General features: G+C 68.0%; 11 protein-coding genes. All 11 read right to left on the bottom strand.

The window, feature by feature from the left end; translation table 11 throughout:
- Nucleotides 1-34 precede the first annotated feature (34 nt).
- The 11 genes from PVW48_RS06245 to PVW48_RS06195 all read right to left on the bottom strand — a co-directional run bounded on the left by PVW48_RS06245 (nt 35) and on the right by PVW48_RS06195 (nt 12,299).
- Nucleotides 35-874, bottom strand: coding sequence for an outer membrane protein assembly factor BamD (locus PVW48_RS06245; protein ID WP_012179079.1), 840 nt, complete (start codon nt 872-874; stop codon nt 35-37).
- 101 nt (nt 875-975) lie between these two features.
- Entirely contained in the window at nt 976-1,896 is a 921-nt protein-coding gene (gene lpxC, locus PVW48_RS06240; protein ID WP_274580727.1) for a UDP-3-O-acyl-N-acetylglucosamine deacetylase, read from the bottom strand.
- Between the two features lie 219 nt (nt 1,897-2,115).
- Nucleotides 2,116-3,711, bottom strand: coding sequence for a cell division protein FtsZ (ftsZ, locus tag PVW48_RS06235; RefSeq protein ID WP_274580726.1), 1,596 nt, complete (start codon nt 3,709-3,711; stop codon nt 2,116-2,118).
- 424 nt (nt 3,712-4,135) lie between these two features.
- Nucleotides 4,136-5,470 (bottom strand): cell division protein FtsA, encoded by a 1,335-nt coding sequence (gene ftsA, locus PVW48_RS06230; RefSeq protein WP_044027856.1) that lies wholly within the window; start codon nt 5,468-5,470, stop codon nt 4,136-4,138.
- Entirely contained in the window at nt 5,470-6,363 is an 894-nt protein-coding gene (locus PVW48_RS06225; RefSeq protein WP_012179083.1) for a cell division protein FtsQ/DivIB, read from the bottom strand. The genes ftsA and PVW48_RS06225 overlap by 1 nt, the downstream gene beginning before the upstream one ends.
- The gene (locus PVW48_RS06220) at nt 6,351-7,277 is read right to left on the bottom strand and encodes a D-alanine--D-alanine ligase (RefSeq protein WP_274580725.1); all 927 of its coding nucleotides are present in this window, start codon (nt 7,275-7,277) and stop codon (nt 6,351-6,353) included. The genes PVW48_RS06225 and PVW48_RS06220 overlap by 13 nt, the downstream gene beginning before the upstream one ends.
- 64 nt (nt 7,278-7,341) lie before the next feature.
- Nucleotides 7,342-8,265, bottom strand: coding sequence for a UDP-N-acetylmuramate dehydrogenase (gene murB, locus PVW48_RS06215; RefSeq protein WP_274580724.1), 924 nt, complete (start codon nt 8,263-8,265; stop codon nt 7,342-7,344).
- Nucleotides 8,262-8,528 (bottom strand): DUF2484 family protein, encoded by a 267-nt coding sequence (locus PVW48_RS06210; RefSeq protein WP_274580723.1) that lies wholly within the window; start codon nt 8,526-8,528, stop codon nt 8,262-8,264. The genes murB and PVW48_RS06210 overlap by 4 nt, the downstream gene beginning before the upstream one ends.
- 52 nt (nt 8,529-8,580) lie before the next feature.
- On the bottom strand, nt 8,581-9,975 hold the full coding sequence (gene murC / locus PVW48_RS06205) for a UDP-N-acetylmuramate--L-alanine ligase (RefSeq protein WP_274580970.1): 1,395 nt from the start codon (nt 9,973-9,975) through the stop codon (nt 8,581-8,583).
- A gap of 44 nt (nt 9,976-10,019) precedes the next feature.
- Nucleotides 10,020-11,129, bottom strand: coding sequence for a UDP-N-acetylglucosamine--N-acetylmuramyl-(pentapeptide) pyrophosphoryl-undecaprenol N-acetylglucosamine transferase (locus tag PVW48_RS06200; RefSeq protein WP_012179088.1), 1,110 nt, complete (start codon nt 11,127-11,129; stop codon nt 10,020-10,022).
- Nucleotides 11,130-11,132: 3 nt separating this feature from the next.
- On the bottom strand, nt 11,133-12,299 hold the full coding sequence (locus PVW48_RS06195; protein ID WP_274580722.1) for a peptidoglycan glycosyltransferase FtsW: 1,167 nt from the start codon (nt 12,297-12,299) through the stop codon (nt 11,133-11,135).
- Nucleotides 12,300-12,522 lie beyond the last annotated feature (223 nt).

Genomic DNA, 12,522 nt, shown 5'->3' with positions numbered 1-12,522 from the left:
CCCCACGCAAGCCCTGCCATGCCGCGCGGCAAACTCAGAGCCAGGTGCCGCGCACCATCTGGCGGTAGATCGTGCTGAGCCAGCCAGTTTCCTGCGCGTCCGGGGACAATCCGCGCTCGGTCAGCAACCGGAAGCTGTCCTCGTACCAATCGGTGGCCTGGTAGTTGAAGCCGAGGATCGCGCCAGCGGTCTGCGCCTCCCCCTCCAGCCCCAGCGACAGGTAGGCCTCCACCAGCCGGTGCAGCGCCTCGGGGGTGTGGGTCGTGGTCTGGAAATCCTCCACCACCACGCGGAAGCGGTTGATGGCGGCGGCGTAATGGCCGCGCTTGAGGTAATAGCGCCCGATCTCCATCTCCTTCGCGGCGAGATGGTTGAAGGCGAGGTCGAATTTCAGGATCGAGGATTTGGCATAGCTGCTCTCGGGATAGACCTCGATCACCGTGCGCAGGGCCTGCAATGCCTGGAAGGTCAGGCCCTGGTCGCGGCCCACATCGTCGATCTGATCATAATAGCTGAGCGCCAGAAGGTATTGCGCATAGGCCGCGTCCTCATCGGCCGGGTAGAAATCGAGATAGCGCTGTGCCGCGGCACGGCTGCTCTCGTATTCGCGGTTCCGGTGATAGGTGAAGGCCTGCATGATCAGCGCGCGCTTTGCGAATTCGGAGAACGGATAAAGCCGCTCGACCTCGCCGAAATAACGCGCGGCCTCGTCGAGATTGTTGGCCTGCAATTCGAACTCGGCGCGGTTGAAGATCACGTCCGGGGGCGATTCCTCCAGGGCGGGGAATTCGGGTTGCTGGCTACCGCAGGCGGCCAGGATCACGGCCAGCCCCAGCGCCAGCATCCGGTTACGGAGGGTCCCCACGCGAGTCATCATGTCCCCGGTCTTGTCTGCACACGGCCGGATCCCATGACCCGCCCGGGCGGTGTTTAGCACGTTTGCCGGAAGTTAAAAACGGAGATTGCGCCGCGGCCTCAGGCCACCAGGCGCAGGTCCGTGCGATGCAGGCCCGAGCCCGGCAGGCGCGCGGCCATGGCGCGGCTGCAGGTCTCGACCACATAGCTGCTCGGGTCCGCGAAAAGCGCCCGCAGGAGCGTGTTGGTCATGGTGTGGCCGGCCCGTTCGCCAGTGTAGCGCCCGAAGATCGGCGCGCCGGCCAACGCCAGGTCGCCCACCGCGTCGAGCATCTTGTGGCGGACCGCCTCGTCCGGGTGGCGGAAGCCGCCGGGGCTGAGCACGCGCGCGCCGTCGACCACGACCGCGTTGTCATAGGTGCCGCCGAGGGCGAGGCCCTGGGCATGCATCGCGTCCACGTCCGACTGGCGGCAGAAGGTACGGCTGTCGCACAGCTCCCGCACGAAGGTGCCGTTGGCCATGGACAGGCGCTTGGACTGGTCGCCGATGGCGCTGTCGACGAAATCGATGTGAAAGCGCAGCTCGAAGCCGGGCGCCGGGTCGAGCCGCGCCATGGCGAGGCCATCGCGGACCTCGACCGGTTTGAGGATGCGCAGCAGGCGGCTGGGCTCGGACAGATCGCGGATGCCCGCGGCAAGAAAGCCTGCGACAAACTCGGCGGAGCTGCCGTCGAGGATCGGGACTTCGGGGCCGTTCAACTCGATCAGCGCATTGTAGATGCCGCAGCCCGACAGGGCGGCCATCACATGCTCCACGGTGGAGACGGTCATGCCCGCGTCGTTGCGCAGCTTGGTGCAGAGCGGTGTGCGCTCTACCTGGTCCCAGCGCGCGGCCACGAAATTGTCGCCCGCGAGGATGTCGGTGCGCTTGAACCAGATCCCGTACTCGGCGGAGGCCGGATGTACGACCATGCGAACGGGTGCGCCGCTATGGAGCCCCACGCCTTCGAAGACGACTTTGGATTTCAGCGTTTTCTGCACGTCAACACCTCATGAACGCGACGGTTTTCCCGCCGTTATGAGGCTATTAAGTCAGCATCCGTGACTATCTCAACTCAATCTTTGCAACGGTGTGAAACATAGCAAAATCGGCTCGGCGGAACTCCGCCTGAATCAGCGGGCGCCGCGGGGAACCCTATGTTTTTTAAAACAAAAAAGCCGCCCGGAGGCGGCTTCCCTGTGCAGTTTTCGTGACCGAACCTAGTTGGCCTGGCGCCGCAGGAAGGCCGGGATTTCGACCTTTTCCTGGTCCGGATCGACCGCTTGTGGCGTGTCTACGGGACTGGGACGGCGGGCCTGCGGGCTGGCTGCGTGGCCGTGATCGGCCGCCTGGCCGGTCATCCGGTTGATCAGGGAATTGATTCCGAAGCCGCGTTTTTCCGCCCCCTCCCCCGGGTCTGCCGGCGCGCGCGACGGCGCGGCGCCGACCGATTTGGTGGAGTTCACCGCCGTGCGCAGGCGCGCGAGGGTCTCGGGGGTCGGCGTGCCGGGTTTGCGCGGCTGGGGGGCGACGAACTCGGACGCGGGCGAGCCCGGCTCGAACCCGTTGGGGTCATAGGCATCGGGCTGGGCGCGGAAGGTTTCGACCTTCCGGCTCTCGGCGGTCGCGAAGAGATCCTCCTCGACCGGCTCTTCGGCGGGGGCGCGCTGCGCGACCTCTTCGATCCGGGCAGGGGCCTCTTGCGGCTCCGGCGCGGCCTCGACCGCGGCGACCTCGGGCTGATAGACCGGCTCCGGTGTCTCGTCGGCTGGGTCGGCCGCGAAGCTCGATGCGGGGGTGAGCGGCTCGGACATCCGGCGGCGCGGGGTCGGCACGTCCTGCTGGGCCTCGACGGCGTCGATCCCCGTGGCCACCACGGAGACGCGCATCGCCCCTTCCATGGAGGTGTCGAGCGTCGAGCCGACGATGATGTTGGCTTCCGGGTCCACCTCTTCGCGGATCCGGTTCGCGGCCTCGTCCAGCTCGAACAGGGTCAGGTCGTAGCCGCCGGTGATGTTGATCAGAACGCCCTTGGCGCCACGCAGGCTGATCTCGTCCAGCAGCGGGTTGGCGATCGCCTTCTCCGCGGCCTGGGTCGCGCGATCCTCGCCAGTGGCCTCGCCGGTGCCCATCATCGCCTTGCCCATCTCGTCCATCACGGCGCGCACATCCGCGAAGTCGAGGTTGATGAGACCCGGCTGCACCATCAGGTCGGTCACCCCCTTGACGCCCTGGTAGAGCACGTCATCGGCCATCGAGAACGCCTCGGTGAAGGTCGTCTTCTCGTTGGCCAGCCGGAACAGGTTCTGGTTGGGGATGATGATCAGGGTATCGACCACCTTTTGCAGGATCTCGACGCCTTCCTCGGCCTGGCGCATCCGCTTGGCGCCTTCGAACTGGAAGGGTTTGGTGACGACGCCGACGGTCAGAACACCCAGCTCCCGCGCCGCCTGCGCGATGATCGGGGCAGCACCCGTGCCGGTGCCGCCGCCCATGCCCGCGGTGATGAAGCACATATGCGCGCCCGCGAGGTGATCGACGATTTCCTCGATGCTCTCTTCGGCGGCGGCCGCGCCCACGCTGGGCCGCGCACCGGCGCCAAGCCCTTCGGTCACTTTCGCGCCGATCTGGATCTTGGCCGGGGCGTTGGAGCCCTGCAGCGCCTGGCTGTCGGTGTTCGCAATGACGAATTCCACGCCATCGAGCTGCTTGTCGATCATGTTGTCCACGGCGTTGCCGCCGGCGCCGCCGACACCGAAGACGGTGATCCGGGGCTTGAGTTCGTTATGCTCTGGCATGGTGAGGTTCAATGTCATGAAAAGGGTCCGCCTGCTCTTGGTTATCGCCGCAGGGTTAAGGGCGCGTTAACCCCATCCGCGACTGTATTAGCCCGGGATATTAGACGCTCGCGGCCTTTGCGTCACCCAAAAACAACGCTTCAGACACAAAATCTGCGCGTAATCTTGCAATTTTCCGCTGAGTCTCGGTGGCGGCGCAAGCTGTTGCGGTCGGGCGCACTCATGCGTCTAGGCGGACGCACTCGGTCACGAATGGCCCGGTCCTGCCGCGCGGATATCGCGGCGTTTTCTCAGTGTTTGCGGGTGACTGCTCGGCCCCCCGGCGCGTCGTGGTTCGACGTCTGCGATCAGGATACGTCAAAAGCCCCGCGGCGTCACGCGTTCGATGGGGAAAACCGCCGCGGTGGGCGGATTTTTCGCGCGATTCGACGGGGCGCGCGGCCTACCAGTTGTCGCGCACCCAGCGGACCGCGCGCTTGAGCGATCGGGCCGGGTAGCGGTCATGGGGCATCTCGAAATCCCACCATTCGTCCTGGGGGTGCGCGGCATGCAGGCACAGCCCCACCACCGAGGCGAATTCCGGCCCCGAGGTCGATTGCGGCAACCCGCGCACCCGCAGGGGTCGGCCCACGCGCACCTGGGGCCCGAGGATCTTGGCCGCCAACCCGTCGAGGCCCTGCAACTGGCTGCCGCCGCCGGTGAGCACGATCTGCTGGCTGGGCAACTGGTCGAACCCCGCCCCCACCAGCCGGTCGCGCACGTCTTCGAGGATCTCCTCCACCCGGGGGCGGATGATCCCGATCAGCTCCGACCGGCTGACCGTGCGACGGTCATGTTCCCAATCGCCGGTCTCGGAGGTGATCTCGATCTGCTCGCGGTCATCCATGCCCGTGGCCAGAACCCCGCCATAGATCGTCTTGATCCGCTCGGCGAAGGCGTGCGGCACGGACAGGCCCTTGGAGATGTCGGAGGTGATGTGATCACCGCCCAGGCGCACGCTGTCGGCATAGATCATGTGTTTCTTGAGAAAGATCGACACGCCGGAGCTGCCCGCACCCAGGTCGATGCAGGCGGCGCCCAGTTCGCGCTCGTCCTCGACCAGGGCCGAGACGCCGGAGACATAGGAGGACGACGCCAGGCCCGCGAGTTCGAGATCGCAGCGCTTGACCGCATAGAGCAGGTTCTGGATCGCGGTCTGCTGCACGGTCAGGACATGCATGTCCGCCACCAGCCGCTTGCCGATCTGGCCGCGCGGGTCGTTCAGGCCCGACCGATGATCCAGCGCGAAATTCACCGGCTGGGCATGGAGCACCTCGCGCCCCTCGCCGAAATCGGGCAGGTCGCAGCGCGCCAGCACCTGCGCGATGTCCTGCTCGGACACGGCCTCGCCCGCGACCTCCACCTGCCCCGACACGCCGTAGGAACGCGGCTCGGCGCCGGAGAAACTGGCAATGACGTGATCGACCCGGACCTGCGCCATTTTCTGGGCACCTTGCAGGGCGGTGCGGATCGCGCGCTCGGCCTCCACCATGCCGTCGATCTCGCCGAAGCGGATGCCGCGCGACCGGGTCGCGGCGGCGCCGATCACCCTGAACCGGGACTGGCCCGCCATGGTGCCCACGCCGTCGGCCTCATGCTCGGGCGCGGGGCCGTCGAATTTCAGCACCAGGCATGCCACCTTGTTCGTCCCGATGTCCAACACGGCCACCACCCCGCGCTGCATCGCGGCCTGCCGCATGTTCCGCATGGCCCGCTGGGCCGAATAAAGGTCCTTCATCATTCGATCCTGTCGTTGGTGAGACCACGAATGGTCCAGAGCGCATCGAGCGCATCGGGGTTGAGCCGCACGGTCGGGCGGTCCGGAAGCCGCATGTCGACCACGGAAATGTCGCGCGCAAAGAGGTCTTCGGCCTGGTCAAGCTCGATCACCCGGGCGAGGGCCAGTTCGGCCTCCCGCTCGGGCAGCAGGATGCGCTGGCCCTCGGTCAGCACCACGTCCCAGCGCCGCTCGCCCATCCGTTGCAGACCGATGATCCGCGGTGCCAGCTCTTCGGCCACCTCCAGCAGGCGCAGCGCCTCGGCCACCGCCCGGTTGCCGCCCGGGCCCGCCACCAGCGGCAGGGCGGCATGGGCCGCGCGGGACTCGATGGGCCCGACCCGGTGACCCTCGGCATCGAGGATCTCCAGCGTCTGGCGGGTCTGCCAGACCACCGCCGGCGTGCGTTCGACGATCTCGATGGCGAGGATGCCCGCGGCCTGGATCGACAGGTCGACCTCGGCCACCGCGTCAAGCTCGCCGATGATCCGGTCCATCGCCTCGAGGTCCAGCGCGAAGGAGCTGACGGGGAAGTCGATCGGCACCACCTCGTGGATGTCCTCGATCAGTTCGGTGGAGGCGCCGGAGACCGACATGGCGTTGACCATGAACTCCGGGCGCTGCTCGATCTGGGTGCGCAGGGCGATGGTCTGGGCCACCAGCTCGTCGCGCAACTCCTGGTTCTGCAGCAGCCAGCCCACCCCGAAGGCCAGGACGAAGGCGGGCAGGCCGACCCGGATCAGCGCATGGAAAAGCGGCGTGAGCAGCAACCGCTGCACCCGGTAGCTGAGCCGCGAGGGCGCGGGGTCGGGGCGCGCCTGCGCGGTGCGGCGCCGGAAGCTCAACGGTCGCATGAGGCGTCCTCCACGATCCAGCGGCAGAGCGCGCCGAAGCCCAGCCCCACATGCTGCGCCTGTTCGGGGGTCAGGGAGGTGGGCGTCATCCCCGGCTGGGTGTTGGTCTCCAGCAGGGCCAGCCCATCGAGGCTGCGGCGCGGATCCCAGCGGAAATCGGTGCGCGAGATGCCGCGGCAGCCGAGTACCCGGTGCGCGGTCTCGGCATGGGCCATGCAGGCGTCGTAGACATCCCCGGGCACCTCGGCCGGCAATACATGGCGCGACCCGCCGGGGACGTATTTCGCGTCGTAATCGTACCAGCCCTCGGTCACGATATCGGTGACACAGAGCGCGCGGTCCCCCTGCACGGTCACGGTCAGCTCCCGCCCGGGCACGAAGGCCTCCACCATCAGCGTGTCGGGCAGGTCGTCCGCCAGCTCCGGCGCGGCCTCCGCCCCCTCGGGCACCAGGTACACCCCGACCGACGAGCCCTCGTTATAGGGTTTGATCACGTAAGGCGGCGGCATCACGTGGCGCGCGGCGATCTGCGCCCTCGTGTAAAGCCCGCTCGTGGCGATCGGCAGCCCGGCGACCGTATAGGCGGCCTTGGTGCGTTCCTTGTCCATCGCCAGGGCCGAGGCCAGCACGCCCGAATGGGTATAGGGGATGCGCAGCCATTCCAGCAGGCCCTGCACGCAGCCATCCTCCCCCCAGCGGCCGTGGAGCGCGTTGAACACCACGTCCGGGCGCAGATCTTCGAGCCGCGCGGCCAGGTCCGGACCCGCATCGAGGTCGATCACCTCGAACCCCTCGGCCCGGAGCGCAGCCCCGCATTCGCGTCCCGACGACAGGGACACGGCGCGTTCCGACGAGGGACCGCCCATCATCATGGCCACCTTGGGGGATGCCTTGCTCGACACGTCCCGCCTCATGTTTTCTCCGGGACTCTTTCGGACCCGGTTGCTGCTCGGTCCCCGGCCCGTCTGACGCAGGCGATTATGCGGGGGGCGTCCGCCCGGGCTGGCCGATGCGGATCACTTCCCAGTGTAGCGAATGGCCCGTGGCTTGGAAAACCTTTTTTCGCACTTCCTCGCCGAGGGATTCCAGCTCGGCGGCAGTGGCGCCCCCGGTATTGACGAGGAAGTTCGGATGCTTGGGCGACATCTGCGCCGCGCCGCGCATGGCACCGCGCATTCCCGCCGCGTCGATCACCGCCCAGGCCTTGGCCTCGTGGGTGTCGTCCGCGCGCCCGGTGGAGCTGAACCCGGCCGGGTTGCGGAAGGTCGACCCGGCGGTGCGGTCTTTGGTGGGCTGTGTCGCGTCGCGCTTGGCCAGCTGGTCGGCCATGCGCGCCTCCAGCGCCTCCGGCGCGCCCGGCGGGCCTTCCATCACCACCTCCGTGATCACCGTGCCCGGGGGCAGATCGCTCTGCCGGTAGCGGAAATTCAGGTCCTCGCGCGTCAGGGTGATCGCCTCCCCCGCCCGGGTGAGCGCGGTGGCCTCGACGAAGACATCCGCCATGTAGGTGCCGTAGCAGCCCGCGTTCATCGCCACGGCCCCGCCGATCGTGCCCGGAATGGTGCGCAGGAAGGTCAGGTCCACCCCCGCGGCGGCCGCCTTGCGCGCGACATGGGCATCGAGCGCGGCCGCCCCGGCCCGCACCCGGGTGCCGTCGATCCGGATCCCGTTGAACCCCCGGCCCAGCCGGATCACCGCCGCGCGCAGCCCGCCGTCGCGCACGATCAGGTTGGACCCCACCCCCATCACGAAAACGGGCCGCGCGAGGTCCGCGCGCAGGAAGGCCGCGAGGTCGTCCGCATCGGCAGGCTGGAAAAACAGGTCCGCAGGCCCGCCCACGCGCAGCCAGGTCAGGTCCGCCAATGGGCGGTTCTCGGTCAGCGTGCCGCGCAGGTCGGTCACTTGCCCGCCCCCGTCAGCCGCGCCCGCAGCCAGCCCATGGCATACCGCACCGGCCAGCGCAGGACCGACACCGCCGCCACCGCCGCGCCGAGCAGATACCAAGGGCCCAGTTGCGCCCAGATATAGCCCAGCAGGGGGACCAGCACCGCCATCAAGACGAACGCCCCGCGCCAGTGATACCGGCTCGGCAGGACCGCGATCACCGCCGCGACCAGGATCCAGACGCAGAACAGAGTCAGGGACAGGGGAAATGTGGTGGGCATGGCAAACCTCCGCGCCCGCCTGCCCTAGCGCAGGCAGGCCGCGCGGGCAACATCACCCCATGCGCGCGGGCAGGTTATGCGCCCAGGTCGAGATCGTCCCGGCCCCGAGGCAGACCACGATATCGCCCGGCTTGGCCTCGGCCCGGATCAGCGCCTCCAGCGCATCCTCGTCGGGCACCGCGACCGCGTGGCGATGGCCATGGGCGATCAGCCCCTTGACCAGATCGTCGCGGGAGGCGCCCGGGATCGGGTCTTCGCCGGCGGCGAAAATGTCGGAGATGCCGACCACATCCGCCTCGTTGAAGCAGGTGCAGAAATCCTCGAACAGGCTCGCGAGCCGGGAAAACCGGTGCGGCTGGTGCACGGCGATCACCCGGCCCTCGCTGGCTTGGCGCGCGGCCTTGAGCACGGCGGCGATCTCCACCGGGTGGTGGCCGTAATCGTCGATGATGGTGACACCGCCCAGCTCGGCGACCTTTGTGAAGCGGCGGTTGACGCCCGCGAACCCGGCCAGGGCCGCGCGGATCTCGTCGCGCTTCATGCCCAGGTGCCGGGCCACGGCAACGGCGGCCAGCGCGTTGGAGACGTTGTGATCGCCCGGCATCGGCAGGGTGCAGCCCGAGATCACCTGCCCCTCGTTGCGCAGCAGGATGTCGAAATGGGCGACGCCGGACTTGTAGGTCAGGTTGACCGCGCGCACATCGGCTTGGGTGTTGAAGCCGAAGGTCACGACGCGGCGGTCGGTGATCCGCCCGACCAGCGCCTGCACCTCTGGGTGGTCGGTGCAGCAGACCGCCAGCCCGTAGAACGGAATGTTCGATACGAACTCGTGAAACCCGTCCCTCAGCCGCTCGAAGCTGCCCCAATGTTCCATATGTTCAGGATCGATATTCGTGACCACGGCAATGGTCGCGGGCAGACGATTGAAGGTGCCGTCGCTCTCGTCGGCCTCCACCACCATCCACTCGCCCGCCCCGGCGCGCGCGTTGGAATCGTAGGCATGGATGATCCCGCCATTGATCACCGTGGGGTCGATCCCGCCCCGGTCGAGCAGCGTGGCCACCATGGTCGTGGTGGTCGTCTTGCCATGGGTGCCCGCGATGGCGATGTTCGATTTCAGCCGCATCAGCTCCGCCAGCATCTCGGCCCGGCGCACCACCGGCAGGCCGCGGGCGCGGGCGGTCTCAAGCTCCGGGTTGCCCGGCTTGATCGCCGAGGAGATCACCACGACCTCCGCATCGGCCAGGTTCTCGCCCACCTGCCCGATGAAGATCTTCGCGCCCAGCCGCTCCAGCCTTTCGGTGATCTTCGACGGTTTCAGGTCCGAGCCCTGCACCGTGTAGCCATGGGTCAGCAGCACTTCGGCGATGCCCGACATGCCGATCCCGCCGATGCCGGTGAAATGGATCGGCCCGAGCTGGGTGGGAAGTTTCGTGGCGGCGTTCATTGCGAAGCTGTCTTTCATCTGGCGTGTCTCTGCGGTTGGCGCCCTCAGGCGGCGACATGGGTTGGGGGTGCTGCGAGGTGATCGACCAGGTCCACCAACCGGTCCGTGGCGTTCGGATGCCCGATGCGCAGCGCGGCATGGGCCATCTGCACCGCCCCGTCGGGATTGTCGAGGATCAGCGCGATCTGCTCGGCGAGTGTTGCGGGATCGAGCTTGGATTCCGGGATCAGGATCGCGGCCCCGGCCTCCACCAGCCCGCGGGCATTGGCGGTCTGGTGATCCGCCGCCGCCGCGGCATAGGGCACGAGGATCGAGGGCCGCCCGATCACCGTCAGGTCCGCCACCGTCGAGGCCCCGGAGCGGGAGATGACCAGCTGCGCCTCGGACATCCGTTTGGGCACGTCGTGGAAGAACGTCTGCACCTCGGCCCGGATCCCGGCGGCGTCATAGGCGGCGACGACCCGGTCGAGGTCCTCGGCCCGGGCCTGATGGGCCACGCGGATACGGTCGCGCAGGGGGGCAGCCAGGCCCGCCACGGCGGTCGGCACCACGTCCGACAGGATCCGCGCTCCCTGGCTGCCGCCCAGCACCAGCAGGCTCAGGGGCCAGTCGCCGGGGGGAATATAGGGGGCACCCGCCCGCTCCAGGATGGCGTTGCGCACCGGGTTGCCCGTGGGCGCACCCTGGACCCCTTCGGGCAGGGTCGTGGGCCAGGTGCCGCAGGCGATGGCGTGCACATGCTTGGCAAAGAGCTGGTTGACCCGTCCCAGCACGCCGTTCTGTTCGTGGATCATCCGCGGCAGGCGCAACAGGGTCGCCGCCGCCATGGCCGGGATCGCCGGGTAGCCGCCGAACCCCACCACCATCGCAGGCCGGTCGCGCAGCATGTCCAGCAGCGCCGAGGCGACCCCGGCGGCGATCTTCACCGGCACCACCACCTTGGCCAACGCTCCGCCGCGCGCGAAGGTGGCCGAGGATTTCTCCACGATCTCGACCACATGGGGGAAGCCACCGGTATAGCGCGCGCCCCGCGCATCGGTCACCAGCTTCACCCGCCAGCCCTTGCGCAGCATCGCCTCGGCCAGCGCCTGGGCCGGGAACATATGCCCGCCCGTGCCGCCCGCTGCGATCACCAGAAGTGGTGCCGTGCCCATACCCTATCTTCCCCGCTTGATCAGAACGTCTTCGATCTGCCCCTGCGGGCGGCTGCGCGTAAAGGCCAAAAGACAGCCCAGCGCGATGCCCGTCGCAATGAGCGAGGATCCGCCATAACTGACCAGCGGCAGGGTCATGCCCTTGGCCGGCAGCATCCGGACCGCGACGCCCATGTTGATGATGGCCTGGGCGGCAAAGAGCAGCACCAGACCCGTGCCCGCAAGCCGCGCGAAGGGGTCGCGTTCCTTCATCAGGCGCCACAGGCTGCGCAGCACGATGGTTGCATAAAGCGCAATGATAACAAGGACCAGAAGGACGCCGTATTCCTCGGCCGCCACGGCGATGATGAAGTCGGTATGCGCGTCGGGGAGCACCCATTTCACTTGCCCCTCGCCCACGCCGACGCCGAAGAACCCGCCCTCGCGGATCGCGTTGGTGGCGTAGCCGAGCTGCGTCGTCGGGTCGACTTCGGTGGACAGGAAGCCGTCGATCCGGCGGGCGAAATGCTCCGACGCGTTATAGGCCACGACGCCCGCGAGCCCCACCATGCCCACCAGCGCGACGACCAGCAGCATCGAGGCCCCGGCCACGAAATACATCGCCGCCCAGCCGAACAGGATCAGGCAGGCCTGGCCGAAATCGGGCTGGATTACCAGGAAGGCCACCACGATGAGCGCCACGGCGAGCGACAGGCTCCGCCCCGGCGGGCCGTTGATCTCCTGCGCGGCGGCGAGCAGCCAGGCGCACAGGATGATGAAGGCGGGCTTGAGGAATTCCGACGGCTGCACGCTGGCAAATCCCAAGGAATACCAGCGGGTTGCCCCCTTGCCGAAGTCGGTTCCGAACAGCGGAAGGAAGGCCAGCGCCAGGAAGGTCGCCACGAACAGGAGCACCCCCATCCGGCGGATCATCCGCGGGTCGCCGAGCGACAGAACCCCCATCACGCCCAGCGCCATGGTGCCGAAAATCAGCTGCCGTTCGACATAGTGAAACGGCTGCAACCCGTTGCGCGTGGCAAGCGGCGGAGAGGCCGCGAGACCGAGCAGGAGCCCGATCGCGAAGAGCCCGAGGATCGCCAGGAGGCTCACCTTGTCCACGGTCCGCCACCACCGGGGGAGCACCGGCTCCCGCGCGCCGGACCGGACGGTGCCATACACCATCTCTGTCATCGAAATACCGCCTATGCCTCAGTCAAACGCCCGGTTTTCCGGGTCTGGATGGCAGGGTACACGATGCCGCGCCGCAAAGCCAGTCCGCAGGTTTTAACGGCGCCCCGGCACCCACGGAATACCCCGGAATACCCCGTCAGACCCGGGTCGGGCTTGCGTCGGACATCTGTCGGGCAAGTGTCGGGCACCTCCGCGCGGTGCGGTAACGCCACGTTAGGGGATG

The sequence above is a fragment of the Dinoroseobacter sp. PD6 genome (assembly GCF_028807315.1).
Lineage (GTDB): Bacteria > Pseudomonadota > Alphaproteobacteria > Rhodobacterales > Rhodobacteraceae > Dinoroseobacter > Dinoroseobacter shibae.
This window is presented reverse-complemented; position numbering and strand designations above follow the sequence as displayed.